General features: G+C 62.2%; 19 protein-coding genes and 1 riboswitch. Of the genes, 5 read left to right on the forward strand and 14 right to left on the reverse strand.

What is annotated here, in order from left to right:
- Positions 1-25: 25 nt before the first annotated feature.
- The 5 genes from EEB13_RS03820 to EEB13_RS03840 all read right to left on the reverse strand — a co-directional run bounded on the left by EEB13_RS03820 (position 26) and on the right by EEB13_RS03840 (position 6,955).
- Positions 26-3,313, reverse strand: a complete 3,288-nt coding sequence (locus EEB13_RS03820; RefSeq protein WP_141485531.1) for an error-prone DNA polymerase — start codon at positions 3,311-3,313, stop codon at positions 26-28.
- Between the two features lie 120 nt (positions 3,314-3,433).
- Positions 3,434-4,204: a (2Fe-2S)-binding protein gene (locus tag EEB13_RS03825; RefSeq protein ID WP_261984441.1), complete on the reverse strand. Its 771-nt coding sequence runs from the start codon at positions 4,202-4,204 to the stop codon at positions 3,434-3,436.
- Positions 4,201-4,968: an ABC transporter ATP-binding protein gene (locus EEB13_RS03830; RefSeq protein ID WP_141484651.1), complete on the reverse strand. Its 768-nt coding sequence runs from the start codon at positions 4,966-4,968 to the stop codon at positions 4,201-4,203. Before EEB13_RS03830 ends, EEB13_RS03825 begins: the two co-directional genes overlap by 4 nt.
- On the reverse strand, positions 4,965-6,005 hold the full coding sequence (locus EEB13_RS03835) for a FecCD family ABC transporter permease (protein WP_033231300.1): 1,041 nt from the start codon (positions 6,003-6,005) through the stop codon (positions 4,965-4,967). Before EEB13_RS03835 ends, EEB13_RS03830 begins: the two co-directional genes overlap by 4 nt.
- A complete protein-coding gene (locus tag EEB13_RS03840) occupies positions 6,002-6,955 on the reverse strand; it encodes an ABC transporter substrate-binding protein (protein WP_141485533.1) in 954 nt (317 codons plus the stop codon). Before EEB13_RS03840 ends, EEB13_RS03835 begins: the two co-directional genes overlap by 4 nt.
- Positions 6,956-7,130: 175 nt before the next feature.
- Positions 7,131-7,278, reverse strand: a riboswitch (cobalamin riboswitch).
- Positions 7,279-7,416: 138 nt separating this feature from the next.
- Here EEB13_RS03840 and EEB13_RS03845 point away from each other — a divergent pair.
- The 3 genes from EEB13_RS03845 to EEB13_RS31910 all read left to right on the forward strand — a co-directional run bounded on the left by EEB13_RS03845 (position 7,417) and on the right by EEB13_RS31910 (position 10,428).
- Positions 7,417-7,917, forward strand: a complete 501-nt coding sequence (locus tag EEB13_RS03845) for a hypothetical protein (protein WP_033231302.1) — start codon at positions 7,417-7,419, stop codon at positions 7,915-7,917.
- A 155-nt stretch (positions 7,918-8,072) separates the two neighbouring features.
- Positions 8,073-10,193 (forward strand): MMPL family transporter, encoded by a 2,121-nt coding sequence (locus EEB13_RS03850; protein ID WP_141484652.1) that lies wholly within the window; start codon positions 8,073-8,075, stop codon positions 10,191-10,193.
- Between the two features lie 112 nt (positions 10,194-10,305).
- Positions 10,306-10,428, forward strand: coding sequence for a hypothetical protein (locus EEB13_RS31910; RefSeq protein WP_258190574.1), 123 nt, complete (start codon positions 10,306-10,308; stop codon positions 10,426-10,428).
- A gap of 29 nt (positions 10,429-10,457) precedes the next feature.
- Here EEB13_RS31910 and EEB13_RS03855 read toward each other — a convergent pair whose 3' ends face one another.
- The 3 genes from EEB13_RS03855 to EEB13_RS03865 are packed head-to-tail and all read right to left on the reverse strand — an operon-like array spanning position 10,458 to position 12,489.
- Positions 10,458-11,366 carry a sucrase ferredoxin gene (locus EEB13_RS03855; protein WP_141484653.1) on the reverse strand — a complete coding sequence of 303 codons (909 nt, stop codon included), beginning with the start codon at positions 11,364-11,366 and terminating at the stop codon, positions 10,458-10,460.
- 14 nt (positions 11,367-11,380) lie between these two features.
- Positions 11,381-11,953, reverse strand: coding sequence for a YdeI/OmpD-associated family protein (locus tag EEB13_RS03860; protein WP_033231305.1), 573 nt, complete (start codon positions 11,951-11,953; stop codon positions 11,381-11,383).
- Positions 11,953-12,489, reverse strand: coding sequence for a hypothetical protein (locus EEB13_RS03865; RefSeq protein WP_141484654.1), 537 nt, complete (start codon positions 12,487-12,489; stop codon positions 11,953-11,955). Before EEB13_RS03865 ends, EEB13_RS03860 begins: the two co-directional genes overlap by 1 nt.
- A gap of 116 nt (positions 12,490-12,605) precedes the next feature.
- Between EEB13_RS03865 and EEB13_RS03870 the strand changes: the two genes are divergently transcribed.
- Entirely contained in the window at positions 12,606-13,436 is an 831-nt protein-coding gene (locus tag EEB13_RS03870) for an alpha/beta hydrolase (RefSeq protein ID WP_141484655.1), read from the forward strand.
- Here EEB13_RS03870 and EEB13_RS03875 read toward each other — a convergent pair.
- From EEB13_RS03875 to EEB13_RS03900, 6 genes are all read right to left on the reverse strand, one after another.
- The gene (locus tag EEB13_RS03875) at positions 13,409-14,911 is read right to left on the reverse strand and encodes an HNH endonuclease signature motif containing protein (protein WP_141484656.1); all 1,503 of its coding nucleotides are present in this window, start codon (positions 14,909-14,911) and stop codon (positions 13,409-13,411) included. The genes EEB13_RS03870 and EEB13_RS03875 overlap by 28 nt on opposite strands.
- Positions 14,912-15,015: 104 nt before the next feature.
- The gene (locus EEB13_RS03880; RefSeq protein ID WP_045070744.1) at positions 15,016-15,972 is read right to left on the reverse strand and encodes a R2-like ligand-binding oxidase; all 957 of its coding nucleotides are present in this window, start codon (positions 15,970-15,972) and stop codon (positions 15,016-15,018) included.
- 66 nt (positions 15,973-16,038) lie between these two features.
- Entirely contained in the window at positions 16,039-17,646 is a 1,608-nt protein-coding gene (locus tag EEB13_RS03885) for a sulfatase-like hydrolase/transferase (protein ID WP_410055756.1), read from the reverse strand.
- 162 nt (positions 17,647-17,808) lie between these two features.
- Positions 17,809-18,564: an alpha/beta fold hydrolase gene (locus EEB13_RS03890; RefSeq protein WP_141484658.1), complete on the reverse strand. Its 756-nt coding sequence runs from the start codon at positions 18,562-18,564 to the stop codon at positions 17,809-17,811.
- A 21-nt stretch (positions 18,565-18,585) separates the two neighbouring features.
- Positions 18,586-20,139 carry a DNA polymerase Y family protein gene (locus EEB13_RS03895; RefSeq protein WP_033231310.1) on the reverse strand — a complete coding sequence of 518 codons (1,554 nt, stop codon included), beginning with the start codon at positions 20,137-20,139 and terminating at the stop codon, positions 18,586-18,588.
- Positions 20,136-20,879, reverse strand: a complete 744-nt coding sequence (locus EEB13_RS03900; RefSeq protein WP_242484891.1) for a hypothetical protein — start codon at positions 20,877-20,879, stop codon at positions 20,136-20,138. The genes EEB13_RS03895 and EEB13_RS03900 overlap by 4 nt, the downstream gene beginning before the upstream one ends.
- Before the next feature lie 297 nt (positions 20,880-21,176).
- Here EEB13_RS03900 and EEB13_RS03905 point away from each other — a divergent pair, with 297 nt between their 5' ends.
- Complete coding sequence (locus EEB13_RS03905; RefSeq protein ID WP_092801654.1) at positions 21,177-22,376, forward strand: serine/threonine-protein kinase; 1,200 nt, start codon at positions 21,177-21,179, stop codon at positions 22,374-22,376.
- Positions 22,377-22,378 lie beyond the last annotated feature (2 nt).

The raw sequence follows: 22,378 nt of genomic DNA on the forward strand, positions 1-22,378 counted from the left end.
CTGGATACGCTAATCGTTTGCGCTGTCAACAGTAATCCCGAGACTTCGCCGTGACACGGAGGTCCATGCGCTGCATCCGGTCTGCCACGACGGTCACAGCGCCTTCTGCGTTTTGCACTCTCCCCCGGATGAGGAGCGCCGGCGCCGTATTGGCCAGCTTTCGGTACTTGGCCCACAACCCCACCGAACACACCACGTTGACCATCCCGGTTTCGTCTTCGAGGTTGATGAACGTAACACCCCCCGCGGTTGCCGGGCGTTGACGGTGGGTGACCGCTCCCCCGACCAACACTCGATCACCGTCCGCAACGTCGAGCAGCCCGGACGCCGGGACCACGCCAAGTGCGTCGAGTTGCGGGCGGAGGAACTGCGTCGGATAGGTGTCGGGAGATACTCCGGTAGCCCACACGTCGGCCGCCGCCAGTTCGACGTCGCTCATACCGGGCAAGGTGGGGGCAGTGACCGATGCCCCCATCCCGGGTAGTCGATCAGGGCGCTCCCCCGCTGCAGCGCCCGCAGCCCATAACGCTTCTCTTCGCGAAATTCCGAAACTACCGAGCGCACCAGCCGTCGCCAGCGATTCCGCTTGTGCCGTCGTGAGTTCCACTCTTCCGGTCAGATCGAGAAATGACGTGAACCGCCCGCCGAGAGTGCGCTGTTCTACGATCTTCTCGGCCAGTGCGTCACCGATACTGCGCACGTCGCCCAGCCCCAATCGCACTTCGAGCCCCGCCGCTTCGACGGTGGCATGCGCCAGACTGACGTTGACGTCCGCACCGTGCACTCGCACCCCGTGCCTGCGGGCGTCGGCGACAAGCGATTGCGGTGAATAGAACCCCATCGGTTGAGCCCGGAGCAGTCCGGCGCAGAACGCTGCCGGATGATGCAGTTTGAACCACGACGAGTAGAAGACGAGTGCGGCAAAACTCTGCGAATGACTCTCCGGGAAACCGAAATTGGCAAAGGCGTACAACTTCTCGTAGATACGGTCGGCAACTACGTCATCGATTCCGTGAAGGTCGCGCATTCCCTGATACAACCGCGCGCGCAGTTGTTCCATCTTCTCGGTGGAACGCTTCGACCCCATGGCTCGACGCAGTTGGTCTGCCTCGGACGGCGTGAATCCCGCGACGTCGACGGCCATCTGCATCAACTGTTCCTGAAACAACGGAACACCGAGTGTGCGCTTCAGGGACTTTTCGAGCGAGGGATGATCATAGGTGACAGGTTCGAGTTTGTTGCGCCGACGAATGTAGGGGTGCACCGACCCACCTTGGATCGGACCGGGCCGGATAAGGGCAACCTCGACGACCAGATCGTAGAAGTTCCGCGGTTTGAGACGCGGCAGCGTCGCCATCTGCGCACGCGATTCCACCTGGAACACTCCCACGGAATCTGCCCGCTGGAGCATCTCGTACACCGCAGTTTCCTGCAGATCCAACTGCGCCAGATCAACGGTGACGCCTTTGTGCTCGGCTACCAGATCCATCATGTAGTGCAGGGCCGAGAGCATTCCCAGGCCCAGGAGGTCGAATTTGACCAGACCTGCGGCAGCGCAGTCGTCTTTGTCCCACTGCAGGACACTGCGATTGGCCATGCGCGCCCACTCCACCGGGCAGACGTCGGCAATCGGGCGGTCGCAGATGACCATGCCGCCGGAGTGGATACCGAGGTGCCGGGGAAACCCCTCGATCTGTGCGGCCAGTTCCAGCACCGGGCGCGGTATATCCGTCTCGGCGTTCTTGTCGATGCCGCCCCACCGTCCGACCTGCTTACTCCACGCGTCTTGCTGTCCTTGCGAAAAGCCCAGTGCCCGAGCCATATCCCGCACCGACGATTTCCCTCGATAGGTGATGACGTTGGCCACCTGTGCGGCATACTCGCGGCCGTACTTGGTGTACACGTGCTGGATTGCCTCTTCGCGGCGGTCGGATTCGATGTCCACGTCGATGTCCGGCGGACCGTCGCGCTCGGGTGCGAGGAATCTCTCGAACAAGAGCTCGTTACGAACCGGGTCGACGTTGGTGATGCCGATGGCGTAACACACCGCCGAATTTGCCGCGGAACCTCGTCCCTGGCACAGGATGTCGTTGTTCTTGCAGAACGAAACTATGTCGTGGACAACGAGGAAATACCCGGGGAAGTCCAAGGACGTGATGACAGCCAGCTCATGTTCCAGCTGTCGATACGCCTTCTCCGCACCCTCTGGCGGCCCGTAACGATCCAACGCCCCCGCCATCGTGAGCTCACGCAACCACGACGCCTCGGTGCGGCCAGGCGGTACGTCGAACGGCGGCAGTTTGGGGGCGATGAGCCTCAGATCGAAAGCGCACTCACGGGCCAGTTCGGCAGCTCCGCTGACCGCCTCCGGGTAGAGCGAGAACAACGACGCCATTTCCTCACCCGAACGCAAGTGCGCCCCACCCGTCGGAGCCAACCATCCGGCGGCGTCGTCCAGACTCTGCCGGGAGCGAACCGCAGCCATCGCCATGGCCAACCGGCGACGCGGGGGCGCCGCAAAATGCGCCGCCGTGGTCGCCACGGTTCGCAATCCCTGTTCGGCGGCAAGCTGTGCCAGAACAGCATTGCGCTCGTCGTCCTCCGGCAACCCGTGATGGGTGAGTTCCACCGCCACTCGGTCGGCACCGAAACGTTCGACCAGATCCCGCAAAGCCGCAGCGGCGCTGCTTTTCCCGCCGGCGGTGAGAGCTTGCCGCACATGACCTTTCCGGCACCCGGTCAGGATCTGCCAGTGCCCACCCGCAGCTTCGGTCAAGGTGTCGAAGTTGTACTGCAACTTCCCTTTCTCACCACCGGCCAGGTGAGCTGCCGCGATCTCACGGGAGAGCCGGCGATAGCCTTCCTGCCCGCGCGCGAGAACCAACAGGTGCGTCCCACCGGGATCGGCCGCCCCCACTCGCGGTGTGGAGTCCAAGGACAACTCCGCCCCGAACACCGTCCGCATTCCCCATTCTCGAGCAGCCTCGGCAAACCGCACCACTCCGTAGAAACCGTCGTGATCGGTGACGGCAATAGCTTCCAGGCCCAGTCGGACGGCTTCCTCCACCAACTCTTCCGGAGGTGAGGCGCCGTCGAGAAAACTGAACGCAGAATGGGCGTGAAGTTCGGCGTACGGCACGGTGCTGTTGCCGCGAGCGAGTTCACCGGCGGTGTACTCCCCACGCTTGCGTGACCATGCCGGGCTGTCGTTTCCGTCCCCGGGAAACAGATCTTCGTGCTCGACTCGGCCGGCGCGTCCCGACAGAACTCGTTCCATCTCGGACCACGTCGGCGGTCCATTACCCCAGCCCATACTTGCCTCACCGATTGCGAACAGTGCCTTTGCGAACAGTCGCGATGCTGGGAGGGAAGACGCATCGTGCATCGAACTTATGTTCGATGCCTCCAAGTTTGGCAGCTCACCCGCCATCCGTCAAACAAGAGCGGCAAGCAACCCCACACGATCCTCGGGCGCACGCTTGGGGCAACTGGTGCACTTGACTTCGCCTGGCACCTCGTAGATCAGGCAACACGACGCACGCTGGGTGAACCGTCGTCGACCCGCCGGCACCGATGTCAACGGATTCTCCACTCGCGCGGCGTTCGCCCCCGCGTTCACATCCACAAAACGAGGCCGCGGAATGGGCGCGCCCGCACTACGGAGGGCATCGATCAATCCAGCAGCGCAGGCACTTCCGCGCTCACGGCGTACGCCTGCCGCATCGAGCGCGCGGTTGGCAATGGAATCGGCGGTGATCGCCCACAACGCCTTCGCGCGCACTCCGGACACCTCGGCCAGCACCTCGATGACAGGCGTCAATGCCTCGTGCATCGCCCGAGCCAACTCGTCAACACCGACAGTGATCGGGATGAGAGAAGCAGCAACAAATCCCCCGAGATAGCCGTCGTCACGCAGGAAAATCCGGGCCCCGGACAGCGACGGATCGGCGGCAAAACCGGTGACCAACCCCGTTCCGAGCGGGATGCCGGTCAACGTGGAACTGGCCGAATACCACCACAAAGTGCCGTTGACCCGGCTCTCGTCACTTCCCCACCGCTTTGCCGTATCCGCGACGCGCGCTGCCATCCAGTCCGGGTCCGTCATCACCTCGGCCGGGATGGTCGCCGGATAAGCGTCGAGGCTTTCGAAAAACGGAACCGCCGCCGCCATCCGCGCGTAGATCGCGCCTATCTCGTTATTCACGCCAGCCCCACAATCTCCATCCGCGGACGCACCCCGTGCTCCACGCGGGCCTTGATCCCGAATACCTCGGCCAGCAACGATTCTTCCAGCACCGCAGCGGTGGGCCCACACGCCCGCAAGTTTCCCGCCTCGAGCACCGCCAGTCGATCGCAATATTCGACGGCCAGGCGAAGATCATGCATCGTGACCACGACGGCCAACCCCTGCGACGCCAACTCCGTGAGCAGCTCCATCACGATCAGCTGATGCCGCAGGTCCAGATGATTGGTCGGCTCGTCCAACAACAGGATCTTCGGTTGCTGCGCCAGCGCCCGGGCAATGGATACGCGCTGACGCTCACCACCGGAGAGCGTCGCGACGTCCCTACCGGCCAGTGCCTCGAGACCGACCTGTTCAATGCACCGATCCACGATGTTGCCGTCTCGCTCCGTCGTGCGATCCAGCCAATTTCGGTGCGGCGTGCGTCCGAGAGCAACGGATTCACGCACCGAAAGCCCACCGGACACCGCCGGTTCCTGAACACTGGCCGAGACGGTTCGGGCAATCTCCCGGCGCGACAATGCCGTCGCGTCCACCCGATCGATCAGCACCGCACCACCGTTGGGAGTCAGCGCGTTGTAACAGCAACGCAGCGCAGTCGTCTTGCCACTGCCATTCGGGCCGACCAAGCCGAGAATCTCACCTGCGGAAGCCTGGAAACCTATGCCGTGCAACACCTCACGATTTCCGAGCCGGGCCCGCGTGTCGACGAGTTCGAGAATCACTGCTCCAACCTCCTGTACTGCCGGTAGAGCATCCAGACGAATATCGGCGCTCCCACCAAGGCAGTGATCACACCCACCGGGAGCTCTGTCGATTCCGACACCGAGCGTGCCACCGTGTCAGCAGCCACCATCGCCACTGCGCCCAGCAATGCGGCGGCGGGAAGCAGACGGATTGCTCTGGTACCCACCACAAATCCCGCAAGGTGCGGAATCAGCAATCCGATGAAACCGATGCCGCCTGCGACGCTCACCGCAGCGCCGGCCAGGACGGACACCGCAAGCAGTGACAACACGCGGAAGCGTCGCACGTTCATACCCAAGGCTGCGGCGCCGTCGTCGCCGGTCTGCAGGACGTCCATCCAACGCGCGCTGAGCAGCAACGCAACTCCGACGACAACAAGCGCGACGGTCGGGAAGATCAGCGTCGACCATCTCGAATCGCCGAATCCGCCTGCTATCCAGTGCATCACGGACGTCACGTGCCGATCGTCGGCCAGAACCAGAATGCAGAACGTGATGAGCGCCGAGAAGATCTGGGCCAGAGCAACTCCCACCAGGATGATCGCCGTGGGCTGAGGGTATCTGCCACCGATCACCAGGGCGAGGAACAGCGGGATCATCGCGCCGACAAAGGCCGCGACGGGAATCGTGAAAACGCCCAGGACACCGACACCGATACCCAGCACGGAAACCAGCACCACCATGAAACCCGCGCCGGACGACACACCGAGAAGGTACGGATCGGCCAACGGATTGCGGGTGACCGCCTGTGCCACCGCACCTGAGAGCGCCAACGACGCACCCACCACGGCAGCGGTGAGGGCGCGCGGCAGGCGGGAGTCGATCACTATCGACTCCCGCGCCGCCGTCCACCAGGTCTCGAAAGTCCCTGGCGCCAAGCGTGCTCCGACTATCGCCCACACGTCACCGACGGGAATGCGCACCGACCCGAACGACACCGCCAACCCCAGCATGGCTGCCAGGGCTACCAGCAGTCCGGCCAGCAGAGCGCCGTAACCGGAACGTGAAAGTGTCACTTCGCCGGGTCAGTGCCTGCAGTAGCAGCACCCGGATGGAAAGCGCTCGCAATGGTCTGTGCCGAGCGCACCAAACGGGAACTCTCGAAGAGATCGGCAAGAGGCACCACAACAAATCGGTTCTGCGCGACAGCCGGAGTGGTTGCCATCAACGGCTGGGACCGCAGGAAGTCGATCTTCTGATCCGCTGTCTTGTCTCCGTAGTCGATGACGACGATCGCCTGGGGCGCGCGCTCGGCAACAGCCTCCCAGCTTGCATCGATGTAGGGCTTGGCACCCTCGGAGAAGATGTTTGTCACGCCGGAGTACTCGGCAACCAGTTGCCCGACGCCGACGCCACCGATCGTGGTCGGAACATCCTCACCGCTGTCGTAGAAGAACGCGGATACCGGCGCGGCATCGCCGATCGACGCGCGGACTGCGTCAAGGCCAGAGCTGATCTGTTCGGCTACGGCGCGAGCGGAATCCTCGACACCCAAGACCCGGCCGAGTTGGGTGTAGTCGTTCTCGAGCAGTCCGATATCGGGGAAACCGGTGCCGCAGTATTCCGAGAAGAGGAAGGTATTGATCCCTTTCTCGGCAAACGCGTCGCGTGATCTTCCCTGCTTCTCGTTGAATGCGCTGGTCATACCGCCGACAACGAAGTCGGGATCCACGTCCAGAATCTGCTCGGCGCTCGGGAAGGTATCGGACAGACTGGGGATCTTATTGAACTGTTCGGCGGTCTCCGCGGTGGGCGGGTTGTCGCTGTATGCCCGTCCGACAATGCGGTCACCCGCGCCGATCTCGATAAGTGCTTCGGTGACATGGCCGTTCAAGGACACAATTCTCTGCGGCGGCGAATCGAAGACCAGTTCACGGTCGCAATTGGTGATGCTGACCGGCTGAGCGAACGACTCCGTCGACGCGGAGTTTTCGGTTGCCTCACCTTTCGAACAACCGGCGGCCATCAACGCAGTCGCGATCAACACGACAACGGCGCGGGTGGGGGAAATCTTGAGTGACACGGGACCTCGCAAAAGGGCTCAGAGCCACGAATGAGAATCCTGGGAGAACACCCACCACGTATAGGGAATCCGCGGGCAGTGCTCTCGCTGGACTTCCGGTTCGTAGACCACGACGAATGGATGTCGCACACCACGCGGCGGGCATTCGGGCTCATTCGTTCTCGATGATTCGAGAACGAACCTACCGTTGCGGGTCAGCGCCGGAATTGGACCGGCTTCCCCCACACGCATGGCTTGCAAGTGCTTCCAGCAGTATGCCTGACACATCCGAACCGAATCGCAGGCGGCCTCGCCGCGTACATTCCGGACTCTCTCCAGAGCACGGTATTCCGCCACGGACCTCGAAAAAGGATTAGCATGCGGTACCACCGAAATTCGGAAACTCTGGACAGATCGGAATAGACGTGAAAAAGATTCTGAATTCCCTTTCCGAGGACGAATACGTGTTGATCCTCGAGACCAAAAAGGATCAGATTGCCGAACTCGACGAAGACGAACTGATCGCCCTGCACACGCGCATTCGTCGAGCCCGCAACAAGTACACGAAGTTGTACCGACGTGCGGGTTCGGCAAAAGTGGCCGAGAAGAAGGGACGCGGATCCGGTAAGTCGGCAAATGCGCGCAACGCCGGCAAAGCAGAAGTTTTCGAAGACGCGCTCAGCAGAGTGAGCCGCCGGCTGGCAGCGGTCTCGCGCCAGAGCGCCCGAGAGCTCAAGGACGAGCGGCTGGGTCGCGCTCGCAAGGACGCACCGTCCTTCAGCGACATCGACACGGGTAACGGAAAGGTCGCGTCCGCGGGCAAGGCTCGCGTCGACGAAACTCGTAGTTCTCCGGGCAAGAAGAAGTTCGAAGCGTCCAGTATCGCCGCCGGTGCACGGCGTCAGGCCAAGAAGGACAATCGCTGACTCCACGCACCAGGTATTAGCCGATGTTGCCGCTGAACGTGACTTACGTTCAGCGGCAACGGTGTGTCATGCCCAGAATCCCTCCCCGGATACAGAATCCCTCCCCCCGATACAGTCGGTACGGCCATGTCCGAAAATTTCACCGGAGTTGATCAATGACACGCTGGGCCCAAACCGTCGTTTCCCGAAAATGGTGGGTGCTCTCGCTCGCAGTTCTCATCGTGCTGATCAGTGGCGTGTGGGGTCTCGGAGTATTCGGAAAGCTCAGCCAAGGAGGCTTTGTCGACCCGGGTAGCGACTCCGCGAAGGTCGCAGCAATCGTCGAGGAAAACCTCGGACCGCAAACCGCGGACATCATTGCGATCTACACACCGACCGACGGCCGAAGTCTCGACGACATCGGCCCGGCGGTGACAGCCACCGTCGACGAATTCACGGCCAACGTCCCGACGGCCTCGGTGAAGTCGTATTGGACCGCCGACGCCGCGACAAAGGCGAATCTTGTCTCCAACGACGGAACGATGGGCGCGGTTGCCATCACCTTGGCACCGGATTCCGGAGTCACCTCCGCCACATTTTCCGATCTGCTCCCCACGCTCGAAGTGGAAGGCGCGCAAGCACAATTCGCGGGAAACACGGTAGTGGGTGTCGCCTTCAACACCACGCTGGAGAAGGATCTTATTGTCGCGGAGGCCATAGCCATCCCGATCACCCTCGTGCTGTTGGTCTTCATCTTCGGCGGTCTTGTCGCTGCAGCCGTACCGGTTTTTGTCGGAGTTCTGAGCGTGCTGAGCGCCTTGGCCGTACTGCGAGTTCTGACGTCGGTCACCGAGGTCAGTTCGTTCTCGATCAACGTGGCCTCACTGCTGGGGCTCGGCCTTGCCATCGACTACGGATTGTTTGTCGTCGGGCGATACCGAGAAGAACTGAACTCCGGTTCCGAACCGGGTGCCGCAGCCACCCGCACCGTCCTGACGGCCGGTCGTACCGTGATGTTCTCGGGGCTGCTGCTGATCTGCGCGTTCAGCGGTATGCTCGTGTTCCCCCAAGCTGTGATTCGTTCACTCGGGTTCGGCGCCATCGCCGCCGTGCTGAGCGCGGCAGTACTGTCGCTGACCGCGGTACCCGCCTTGCTTGCCATTCTGGGCCACCGCATCAACTCGTTGACGTGGCGCAAGGGCGCAGCCCAACGCGGAGAAGAACGTTCACGCAGGTTCTGGGGTCGCGTCGTCACGTGGGTGATGAAACGACCTGTTGCCGTATCGATCACGATTGTCACCCTGCTTCTCGTACTGGCGTCGCCGCTGCTGGGCGCACGACTTGGCGAACTCTCGTACACCGCATTGCCCACCGACGACCCCGCTCGCACTGCAATGGACACGCTGGTCAACGAATTTCCCCAAACTGGGAACGGCGCGACACTGATCCTGCAGGCGGAGGGCGATACCGTACTCAACCCTGCCGAAGGCACGGCAATAGCCGAAGCCGCAAGCCAAGTCGAGGGCATCGCGCAGGCTACCGTCGTCGCGAGCACCAACTCGCTGATCGCAATCCAAGCGTTCTACAGCGAAGGATCCACGCCGCAGTCCCAAAGTGACGCTGTCACCGACCTACGCGAGATACCTGCGCCCGACGGCGCCGAATTATTGGTCGGCGGCGGGCAAGCCACCGTCGACGACGGCAACAACGCTGTCCTGCACTGGTTGCCGGTCATGATTCTGATCATGGTCGGTTCGACCCTGATTCTGCTGTTCCTCGCCTTCGGATCAATTGTGTTGCCCATCAAGGCTGTGCTGATGGCTGCCTTGAGCTTGGCAACCACCTTCGGCGTCCTCACCTTCGTCTTCCAGGAGGGCCACGGCGTCGAACTTCTCGGTGTCAGCCAGACACCGCTCGAAGCAACATTTGTTGTCCTGATCCTGGCCGTTGTCTTCGGACTGTCCACCGACTACGAGGTTTTCCTCATGTCGCGCATGGTCGAAGCGAAGAACGACGGCGCGACAACGGAAGAGGCCGTCAAGTTCGGCACCGAGCGAACGGGCCGCATCGTGACGGCCGCGGCACTCCTCCTCATCGTCGTGACGGGCGCTTTTGCCATGTCAGGTCTTGGAGTAATGAAGTTCCTCGGAGTCGGCATGATCGTGGCACTGATCGTCGACGCAACCATCATCCGCATGCTCCTCGTTCCGTCCCTGGTGAAGCTCATGGGCGAAGCAAACTGGTGGGCGCCGGCGTGGATGAAGAAAATCCACGCGAAGGTCGGCATCGGGCACTGACCCGCTCCTGGTTTTCCCCGATCGGGTAGTCATCCTCGAGGATGACTACCCGATTGCGTAAATGGATCTCTGGGGCGATGTTCTTCGGCGCCAGGGTCGTCAGACTTGAAGCATGACAATTTTCGAGTGGATTCTCACCGTCCCCGCCATCGCCGTCGGCGGGGCATTCCTGTTCTCAGGCATCGTCACGGCGGGACTGGACTTCGACGTCGACGACGGAATCCTGGTGAACTGATGCACGACTGCGACTGATCACGACCGCGACTAATTAAGAATCAGGCCCGAACCCAGTTCGCGAACTGACGTGGCAACAACGGGCCGAACAGGTTTGGGATCCGCCCCACAGCTGGGTGGACGCGGAGCCAACTCCGACGTCTGCGTTTCCACTTCCCAACTCCGACCGTCGACGTGCTCGACGATGCACAGCTGACCGCCCAGATCGTCTACCCTCAGATCGTCGATGCCGCAGGGAATATACTGCCGGACAGCAATTTCCGCGACCTGTCCCACCGAGTTCCACGGACTCCGGCCCCGCAGCCCAGGAAGATGAACTTGACCGCTGACCGCAGACTCCACCGCCGCAAGGCTTTCCGCCCCGGACAGTCGGCCGTAGGTATAGCCACTGGGCAACAGGATCATCGACGGCGCAAACCGATGACCACCCGTATGCGAGCATTCCCACACGTTCTCACCGAACGCCGGAACCAGCTCCGCCGCAATCGGCCTGCCCAGAACGGCGCAACACTGATCACGTTTTCCGTGCGCGCACACCAGCACCACGGGTTCGTCGACCCTGACACCCAGTCCTGGGGCCGGCCCACTGAGCAGAGCGAAGTCGATGTCGAGAAGATCGAACGGCGAATCGATCTGCAGTCGTTCACACCACGAATCATCGGGATCGGAACGAGCAAGAAGCACCGTGTGACCGGCAGATAGTGTCTCGTTTCGACCGGGATGTCTGATGAACATCACACGCACGTCCGCAGCGTCCGCGCGTCGACTCAATTCGGTGGCAAGTTCCTCCCCGAGAGCCGTGCCGTCGAGAACATCCCGACCCCAGGCACCGACAAACTCGAGGCACACCCAACCACGCACAACGGCCGCCGTGCCTTCCAACGGTTCGTCGACGGCAGACAACGCTGAGCAGGTCTTGGCTTCGGTCACAAGTGCCATTGTGTCAGCCCTCGTCAGTGAAACTTCTTACCCTCCTCGAGTTGGCTGATGAACTTCTGTATCCGGCGGGTCCTGGTCTCCGGGCGCTTCGCTTCCAACAGGCGATAGAAGATCGCGAACCGATTAGTCGAATTCAACGTTTCGTAGAAGGCCTGTGCTTGGGGATTCAAGGCCAATGCGTCGAGGAAATCCTGCGGCACCTCGGCTTTCGCGGATCCTTCGTACGCGCGCTCCCACCTGCCGTCGGCTTTGGCTTTCTCGATTGCAGCAATGCCCGCGGGTTCGAGCAATCCTTCGCTCTCGAGCCTCGCGACAATCTCCACGTTGCGTTTCGACCACGGGCTACGCGTCGTGCGCGGCGAGAACTTCCGCAAGAAAAAGTTGTCGTCGACCTTCCTCGGCAGACTGTCGATCCACCCGAAACACAGAGCGACATCGAGCGCCTGGTCGTAGTCGATCGACGAATGGGGTGATGACTTCTTGGCCATCTTCAGCCACACCCCTGGACTCACGTCGTAATTCTCGGATAACCACCGACGGAATTCCGCGCCGTCCGCAAAGTATTCGATATCCAGTTCCGGCGCCATCAGTACTCCTCTACCCGATTCCTACGGCCACCCGGCCACTGAGCTACCCATACTCTGACAAATCCCTGCGACAGATATCCGAGAGTTCCCAGTGCAAGCACCCATTTGCTGATGCTCACCGCTGTGGTGATCCGAACCGTCCTGTCGGTGATGTTGTCACGATGATCGAGCAGATACAGCCCGGCGATGTTCTCGACGTAGTCACCGGCAGCGGACAACACCGGCGCCGCGGCAAGCGCCTTGCGAACCGTCGGCGAGAGCGGGGTGCGCTCCCCCAACCGTCGGCCGGCGGCGCGCAATGCAATCGCGTAGATCGCCGGATGAACAAAGTCCGGGTAGTAGTGACTGCGGAACCGCGCCGTCTCCGTGCCGTCCATCTTCGCCAGAACCTCGCGGTACCGACGTGCGGAGAATGCCGTCTGCACCTCCAGAACCCGCGGACCCACCGGCCCCAGAAGTCTGACGATATTCGCCTGGGAGAGAACAAATACCGCGGACCACACAGCCATGGATCGCTGATTCGAAGTTCTGAACATGTCAGCAATCTTGCCAGTTGTGTGCGGCTTCACGTCAGTGGCGGCGTCCGGGTGAATGACTTGGACAAAAATGGGCATTCCCTGACGATCAGAACTGATCGATCACAGGAGTCCTCATGCCCACTGCCGCCAAACCGACGGTACTTTTCATCCACGGATTGTGGATGCATCCCAGCGCGTGGGACCCCTGGGCCCAGGCCTTCGCCGAACGCGGATACGGCACCATGTCGCCCGGTTGGCCTGGCGACGGCGCCACCGTCGGGGAATCCCGAGAACACCCCGAAAACATTGCGGGACACGGAATCGACGAGATCACCGAACACTATGCCAAGGTGATCGCCGACTTGGATGCTCCACCGATCGTGGTCGGACATTCCTTCGGCGGGCTTATCGGACAGAAACTTCTGGGTCAGAAATTAGCTTCCGCTGCAATAGCAATCGACCCCGCACAACCAAAAGGTGTCCTGAAACTTCCCCTCGTTCAGCTCCGTACCGTTCTCCCGGTCTTGTCGAATCCCGCCAACTATCGGAAGACCTACTCGCACACCAGAGATTCCTTTCACAAATCCTTTGCCAGTGCAATCACCAAGAGTGAATCAGACGCGCTCTACGAGCGATACGTAATTCCGGCACCCGGGCAACCACTCTTCGAGGCTGCGCTCGCCAACTTCAATCCCCACAGCCCCGCACACGTCGACTTCAACGCCGAACGCGGCCCGCTGCTGATGATCGGTGGCGGACAAGATCGAACGGTCCCGAAAGCCAGCACCGACAGTTCGTTCAAGATGTATCACAAAGCGCCAACGGTCAACGAGTACAAGGTATTCGACGACCGTGGTCACTCACTCACCATCGATCACGGTTGGCGTGAAATTGCGGACTACAGCTTGGCATGGTTGAGCCGCAACACAGCAGGCACTCAGAACGGTGGTGGGTCGTTGCCGTAGTCGACGGGCTTGCTGGGCACGTGCTTTCGAGGCACATGCTTTCGGGGTGTGGAGAATTGTGCCGTCCGGTGCTGAATCTTGACGCGCCGGTGTTTGCGTTCACTTCGGATGCGGGCAGCTTTGTTCTCGAGTCGTGTGCGTCGCGGTTTGCCGCCTTCCGGTGGCGGTGGTTCCTGCATCCCCGCGAGTAGTCCGGCATCTCTGGTGCGGTAGCAATGGCCTGTCTGCGAGGTGAGGGTGATGCTCCGATCCGGATTCGGGTGGAGCCTCCACTTCCCGGAGTGCTTGAGGCGGTGGTGGTTGCGGCAGAAAGCACTCAGATTCGACGCAACCGTCTTCCCGCCCTTCGCAGGGTCCGCGTGGTTGAACGGATCGTTGTGGTCGAGGTCGCAGTTCCAGGCGGGGACATCGCAGTGCGGCCATTGGCAGCTTCCCGCGATGACCCGCAGCCAGGTGTCGAGTGCCGCCCGGGGGCGGTACACCGATGCCGAGTCGGGCTCAGGTGATTCCGGTACTCGCACTTCCCGCACAGTGGCGTCTTTTGCGATGTCGCGGGCATGTTCGGCGCTGATCACCCCGTACCCGTCAAGGTGCGCGGCCTCGTCGCTTCCGGAAGTATCGCTGCCGGCGAAGGTGGATTCGTGCATCACGACATGCACCAACGGCCTACGCACAATGACCAGACCACTACGGTCCTGCGGGCAATCACCGCGGTCGCAGTCGCACACCAACACCGTCGAACCACTCACCAACGCGCCCAACGCATCCGCGCGGCGTTGCTCATAGGTTCGCGAATCGTGGCGGCACACCGACATCGCCAACTCCCGCAACCGGCCGTCGAACGCCCGAGCCTGCTCCGCCGGGATACTGCCCAAGATGCGAGCCATCCCGTCCTCGGCGGCACTGACCCCCACAAACCGATCGGCGAGCGCGCGGCGGCGTCGTTCCCGCATCCCCTCCGGATCGACCCGGGCGACAATCCGGTCGATCGCCGCCGTCAACCGCCGACCCGTCAACCCCATCCCACCGTCCACCGGTGGAGCCAACACCTGCTCGAGCAACAAGCGTTCGACCTCGTCGATCAACTCGTCACCGACATTCGCCGTCGCCGACTCGATCAACGAGACCCGGTAGAAATCGAGTTCACCGCGGGCCATCGCCGCCCGCGTGCGATGCAACCGCGTCTTCAACGCAAAACCCAAACCGATGAGCTTCCCCGCCGCAGCACGGCCCATCGTCAAGACCGCGCCGACCTCGGATTCCGCCAACTCGTGCGCCGACGACGTCCACGTACCACCCTCGACATGCTCGGCACTACGACGGGTGAAGAACTCCGCCACCACGGCCAGTTTCCGCTCGACCAACATCGCTTCACACGAATGCAACTGGGCCATCAAATCAACCAGGGCGCAATCAGTTTCGGTACCACTCAGCTCTGCTGAGATACCGAAATTCCCCACCCCCGGATCGAACATTCCCCCACCCTAATCGAAATCCTGTTCGATTGCGAGGGCTCCTTGAAACCAGTCGGAAAAGTCTGAATATTGACTGGAAACTTCAGGGCGGCTTAGCTTTTGACCTAGCTACCGGCCTCAATCATCACTGCCGCGTCTTCGGCACCGAACTTCTCCTCGAGCGTCTCGGGTGAGTAGTCGAGGTCGATCTCGGCCACGTCACGCCCACGCGCAGACTCGATTGCCGAGAGCCGTCGCTGAGCACGATCAGCCGCGTACTCGAGAAACTCCTGGTTGTCGAGACCGAAAGGCTGGACTTCGAACTGATCGTTGACCCAGTTGATGAGACCGAGAGCCATCGGCATCAACTCGCCCATGCGCGCCTGCACTACATCCCACAGGGCGTCGTCCGCAGCCACGTGTCGGCGGCACGTGAAGGTTCCCCACGCCATGTGGCGCCGCTCGTCGTCGCCGATCTTTTTGATCAACTGCTGCATCCCGGGCAGAATTCCCCTTGTGGCACATACCTTCTGCCAGGCGTAGTAACCCGTCAGCGCAAGGCTGCCTTCGATGACATGGTTATAGGTGACGCTCGCCCGCACTTGGTTGACCGGACTTGGGTCGGTCTGGAGAATCCGCAGCGACGCCGGCAACTCCTCGTAGAACAGTTGTCGGTAGTCCGGATTATCGGCGACGTAGGAATGCAGGTCGTCGGTGAGTCCGACCTCATCCATCCAGAGCCGGAAAACCTGTGTGTGCTTGGCTTCCTCGAAACAGAATTGGGTCAGGTACATCTCGTCGCTGAACCTGCCTTCAGCGGACATCGCCTGCATGAACGGTTGGATGTCCTCGGTCACTGCTTCTTCACCGGCGATGAACTGCGCGCACAGATACGTTGCGCTGCGCTGTTGCTCGCTGGTCAACTCTTGCCAGTCTCGAGCATCTTTCGAAAAATCGAGGTCTGCCGGGTTCCAAAATTTGGCATTTCCCTTGGTGAACAATCGGAGTGGAAAACAATCCCAGTTCAACCCTCCTGATCGGAGGGAACTGAATCCTTCTCGCCCCGGCGAGGTGACGGTCATGACATTCCTTCTTCCCGAAACGAAGACATATGTCCGAGGGGAATGCCCGCAGAACTCCGTCGTGAATCAGTTTTGCGGAATATTGCTCGACTCTGCCAGCGAAACGCCCTTTGCCTGCATCGCGGCAAAGAGTTGTGCGTTCATCTCGGCGGCTTTGGCGGGCTGGTAGGACGCAAAATTGAACGGGTTGGCCAGGTTGTTCGTCTCCAGGGGATCGGCAATCAGGTCGTACAGTTCGTATTGGGGCGCAGCAGTTCCCGCCGGGTCGAAGTACATCGTGTATTTCCACTGACGATCGCGAATGCAACGAATATGGTTCGGCTGCGTGACGATGTTCTGACCGTCGGGCGTCGCACAGTTCTGATCGTCGTACGTGAAGAGAATCGTGTCCTGAACGTGCACGCTGGGTGCGTCCGGATACGCCGCCGCATCGACGAGCACGGGGGTGAGATCGGTGCCGAGAAAGTTCCACGACGCACGATCCGGCACTTGCGCGAGGTTGGCCAGAGTGGGCATCACGTCGATCAACGACGCCAACGCGTCCGTCTGAACGGGCTTCGGGAACAACAACGGATTGCTGATCACGAGTGGGACGCGCAGAGTTTCCTCGTACGCGTTGAACACCTTCTGCCGCAAGCCTCCGTGCGACATTCCCATCTCACCGTGATCGGACATACGCACGATGACGGTGTCGTCGAGCAGCCCCGGAGTGGCTTCCAAGGCGTCGAGAACACTGCCGATGCGCTCATCCACCACCTTGTGCATGTAGGCGTAGAAGTTGATGTATCGCCTGGCCTGATCGGGTCCGAGCAATGGACCGAGTCCGGCGGCGAGCAACAATTCCGACTGCACCTGAGCGCTCGGTTTGTAGTTGAAGGCAAGGATTTCGTCGTAGGTCGGTGGGAGTTCGATGCCCTGCTCGAAAGCTCCCGGCGCATCCGACCCGTAGTTGTCGCACGTACCACTCATCGCATCCCACGACTGGGGATATGCAAGGACGTCGTGCGGATTGACGAACGATACGATCAGCGCAAAAGGCTTGTCCCCTTTGGCATCCGGTCCGGTGAGAAATTCGACGGCTTCCTCGGCAGCGCGGCGGTCGTGATCGGCGCATCCGCCGCCGAAATGGTCTGGGTTTGTGTCCTGTCCGGCATCAGGTGGTGTCCACCCGCCGAAACCGAATGCGGCAACGTCGTCACTGGACGGATCACCACCGGATGCTCCCTTGCTCAGATGCCATTTCCCCCGGTACTGGACGTTGTACCCGGCGGATGCCAGCATCTTCGCCATGTTCTGCTCCGACGTCTGCAACTGCGGTTCGGTGGGAGATACGGTGCCGCCCTCGGTCAGGGTTCTGGTCACACCGTGTTGCGCGGGATACAGCCCGGTAAAGAACGTGCTCCGACTGGGCGAACACATCGCCGTGTTGCAGACCGCTTGATCGAAAGTCAGTCCGTGACGCGCAATGCGTTGGCGATGAGGAAGATTCCGCTCCGCCCACCCTTGCGGCCAGTACATCGGCCGTCGTTCCTGATCGGTGATGATGACCACGATGTTGGGCTGAGCGGGAAACGAATCGCTGGGCGCTGCCCGCGACGGTGCGGCTGCGGCGCCCGCCGACCCGATATCCGTCATACCGGCAAGAGCCAAAGCGCCCATCCCGCCCAAGAACATCCGACGCGGCAATCCGTGACTGCACTGGGGGACGTTCGCGGGTTCTGGGCTCACGTGATGACGTCCTCTCACAGTGTGTCTGCTAGAGCATGTGTCTGCTAGAGCAGTGTGTCTGCACAGAGTTGACCGTCGGCGGGTTCTCTACACATCTGGACGCCCGGTTTACGAAATAAAAGGCACCACCGCGGCCTCGAAGTCACGGTAGCCGTCCCGATGAACACTGTGACCGGTGCGAAATGACCTGACCTCACAACGCTTGACCGTGGCGCTGACCTCGCGAAGCCGGTCGGAATCCACCATGCCGCCGAGGCCACCGCGCAGGAACAAGGTGTCCGCCTCGATCAGCGGCAACGATTCCCACCACAGTTGATCGGGTTGACGGAACTGCGTCAGCGCCGACCCCGTCATCGACTTGTCGAAGGCCAGAGCCGCCCGCGGATGGCGCACCAAACTTGTTGTTGCGTGCCACAGTTCGGACATGCTCGGCAGCTTGCGGGAAAATACCTGCTCCGGATCGCCGGGACGCAGTGGGAGCGGCGCTTCCTCGATGACCAGCTTGCGAACGCCGGTCGTTCGCCGCTGCGCGATCAACGACGCGGCGTGCCCGCCGAGCGAGTGCCCCACCAGGTCGACGTGATCGAGTTCCAAGTGATCACAGACGTCCATGATGTCCGCGGCAAATTCCTCGAACAGGTACGACGAGGCCCGGGCACTGCGCCCATGCCCACGAAGGTCCACCGAGACAACCCGTCGATCGCGGGACCGCAATGCTCTGGCGAACCGATCCCATGTGCCGCTGTCGCCGCCCATGCCGTGCACGAGGACGACAGGAGGCAGTTCGGCAGTCCCGGAACCGGCCCCCGAATCGCGGTAGCTGATCTCGATTCCACCGGCACTGCGCACGTTAGCGATACTCACGATGTTCCAGATTAGCCGTATTCACTCGTACACACCTTCCACCGACCACTCGCCACCCTCACAGATCATCAACAACGCGCGTGATTGTTCCAACAGCACCTGCGCCCGCGCCGCCGTTCGCACCGCGGCCGAATCCCACCATCGCTCGTCGACCGGCCACGGACCTGCCCATCCTTGCACCGCCCATTCCTTACTCCCCCACTTCAGCCTCGCCGGATGCGCGCTGAACACTCCGCGTTCCGTGACGTACACAGCTTTGCCCGACGCGTCTGTCAGCCACACCCGCGGATTGTCGACGTACACCGATCCCGGTGACGGTTGAGGTAGCAGCCCCGGCCACGGAGCCCCCGGATCATGCGCTGCTACCCGCTCATCACCCAAGGGCACCAATGTAATTCGCTCCGACGGCCCCCTCCCGCCACTGAGGACACCCACCTGGACCGACTCGCCGCCCAAGAGCCCCTGCACTCGCACCAACGCTCGCTTGGCCCGTTCGTCCTCATCACCCACTCCGCCCCAGAGGCCCAATTGCAAGGCGCCGGCATTGACCACCTCCACCGGTTCGAGGCGCAGCACGGTAATTCCTGCGGTTGGCTTGTCCTCACTGCGGCCGGTAAGCCACCCGTCGAGTTGCCACCGCACTCGATCAGCCGTTCCTTCCGGCGTCAGCGGCTCGGCGCAGCGCCACGTGCGAGAGAGGTTCTCGCCGTTTTCGGTGCTCGCCGATATCAGCAATCGCGTGCAAGCGACGCCGGCGCCGGACAACGTGCCATGCAGCAAAATCGCCAGGGCACGCCCGGCGAAGGCCGCGGCGTCCACACGTTCGATAGGCGGATCGTAATGCTGCTCCACGTCGAGATCCGGTGGCAACGCCCTGGCCGACGGTGGTCGTTCCGGTTCACCGCGCGCCGCCCGGTGCGCCAACACCGCATCGGTACCGAACCGCGACGCCACGTCGACGGCCGGCAAGTCCGCAAAGGCGCCGATGGTTCTGATCCCGAGCCGGCGCAGCAGATCCACCAGCTCACCGCGATGAGGTGCGGACAAACTCGGCTCGGCCGCCAACTCCGACATCGGCAGCGGAGCAAGAAACCGAGCGCCCTCGCCGAGCGGTACCAGCGCGGCTCGTCGTGCAGCTATCACCGCGGTCGACAACTGATCGGCCACCCCGATCTGGCATTCGACTCCCACGGCAGCAACCTGATCCACCAACCGTTCTGCCGCGGCCTCCTCGCTGCCGAAATAGCGACTGGCACCGCGTGAACTCAACACCAGCAGGCCAGGACGAAGCACCTCCACACCGGGCGCAGCCGCATCGACAGCCGCTGCAACCGGCTCGAACAATCGGGCATCCCGCTCCGGATCTGCCGCCGCCACATACAGTTCCGGGCACCGCGCCTGCGACTCGCGTCGGCGCAGCCCACGGCGCACTCCTTCCGATCTGGCCGTCGCACTGCACGCGATCACCCTGTTGCCTGACGTCACCGCAACCGGGTGAGTAGCCGGAAGGTCGGCTACAGCAGCAGCCGCCACTGCCGGCCAGTCCGGACACCAGAGCGCCAGAACCCTGCTCACAGTGCCACCACCTGAGCTGCGGCCACCACCTGAGCTGCGGCCACCACTTGAGCTGCGCCCACCTCGAGTGCAGGCTTCCATTCCACCCGTCCCGCTGCGCTGCAGATATCCAGACGGGTGGTGCGCGGCTGGAACGAGCGCCCTCGGGCACGCACGGCAAGGCTGAGCGATTCGAGCCGTCCCCGCCCCAGCGCGCGTCCGCACCCGAAACCGCCGTAACCGTTGACCTGCGCCTCCAGCCGCACCTCCACACCATCCCAATGACCATCCGTCACAACAAGAGTGGAACCTTTACTGCGGGCGCGGGCCACCACTGCCCGAGCCCGCGACGGGGGCACGGACGCACCCGCCAATCCCAGAATCACCAGATCCATACCGTCGAGCAGCACTGCGGCAACTTCGACCGGATCGGGCCCCGGATCCGGGACAAACGCAAGACGCTCCAACTGCGCACCCATCTCGTACGCGGCCAACACTCCCAACTGCGGCTTGCCGACAACGGCAACATGTCCACCGGACGCGGTCACCGAGGCCACCAACCCCACCAGCAACGACGCGGCCCCGGATACGGACACCACGGTTCCCCGCACCAACCCGCCCTGCGGCAGCAACTCTGCGATGCCGGCCGGCACGGGCAGGATTCCCGCCTTGTCCGCCCGATCCCCGGTCACTCCTACTGCAGCCTCGACGGGAATCGACGACACAACCTGCCCGTCACCGCGAGCCGGGATGGAGGCCATCCGGCTGCGGAGTTCCGCCAACCGCTCCTGGCGGGACACGCCCGCCGCCTCGGCAACGCTCTCTACCACCGTCACTTCGTCATCCCCGTCCTGCGATACTTCCGGCAATCTTTTTCAAGCCGGCAAACCACGGGGAAGTCGGGGTCTGACACGCATCGAACAGACAACACAATCGAACATAGTTTCGATTCGTTTCCAGTAAAGCCTGCCCCTGAGGACCCGTCAAGCAGCGACAAAAGTCCGAAGTTCACACAAACCTCGAGGGTCACACCCGTATCAATCCTCTAACCTGGAGTGGTGACATCTCGAGAGCAGACAGGGAGGGGCATCGGCCCTGAATACCTGCTGGCAGGGCGGTACCGACTCCGATCCAAAATCGGCGGCGGCGGCATGGGCGCCGTCTGGCTGGCCCGCGATACCCTTCTCAGCCGTGATGTCGCGGTGAAACAGGTCACAACCACCGCCGGACTCGACAACGAGAGCGCCGAGGAGATCCGCGCTCGGACACTTCGTGAAGGCCGCAACGCCGCCAAACTCTCGCACCCGCATTCCATCGGCATGTACGACGTCGCTCTCGAAGCCGGCGAACCGTGGCTGGTCATGGAGTACTTCCCATCCCGCAGCCTCGCGCAGGCCATGAACCTCGCCGACACTCTGCCACCCCTCGAAGTTGCTCAGATCGGCGCTCAGATCGCCGCAGCACTCGCAGAGTCGCACGCTGCCGGAATTGTGCATCGAGACATCAAACCGGGCAACATTCTTATTGCCGATCGCGGCGACTCCCTGGGCATCGTCAAGATCAGCGACTTCGGAATCGCGCGCGCCAAGGGCGACGGATCGGACCGTCAAGACGAAGTCATCACCGGCACCCCCGCATACTTCGCCCCCGAAGTGGCCCGCGGCGACGATCCCACCGAAGCGAGCGACGTCTTCTCCCTCGGCTCGACCCTCTTCACCGTGATCGAAGGCCAACCACCCTTCGGAATCGACTCCGACGCAATTGCATTGCTGCACCGAGTCGCCAAAGCCGAGATCTACCGTCCCACCAAATCCGGACCGCTCACGGACGTGCTGCTCCAACTTCTCGAACCGGACCCGACGCGTCGGCCCACCATGGCCCAGGCCCGCGACGCACTCGCCGCGGTAGCAACCGGGGGCGGTTCCGTCGATCAGTTGATCGACATCCCCGTGTTCTCGTCCGACGGAGCGGTTCCGGCGTGGGCGCACCGCACCACCCAACTCCCCGACCCGCACCGACGCAATCGCCTGGTGGGCCCCACGGTCACCGGATTGCCTGCAGTGCAACAGAATACGCCACTCGGCTCTGTCCCCAGCCCGCTCGACCTGTTCTCGTGGCCCCCTCGGATACCCACCGGCCCCGCCGACGCGAGCACCCGGGACAAAGTGGTCGCCTGGGCGCCACTGGCCATGACCGCGATGGTGGCGATCATCATCGCGGCCATACTGATCGTGCTTGTACTGGTGTTCACGGTTTAAAT

This window comes from Rhodococcus sp. WS3 (genome assembly GCF_003797085.1).
GTDB lineage: Bacteria > Actinomycetota > Actinomycetes > Mycobacteriales > Mycobacteriaceae > Rhodococcus_F > Rhodococcus_F globerula.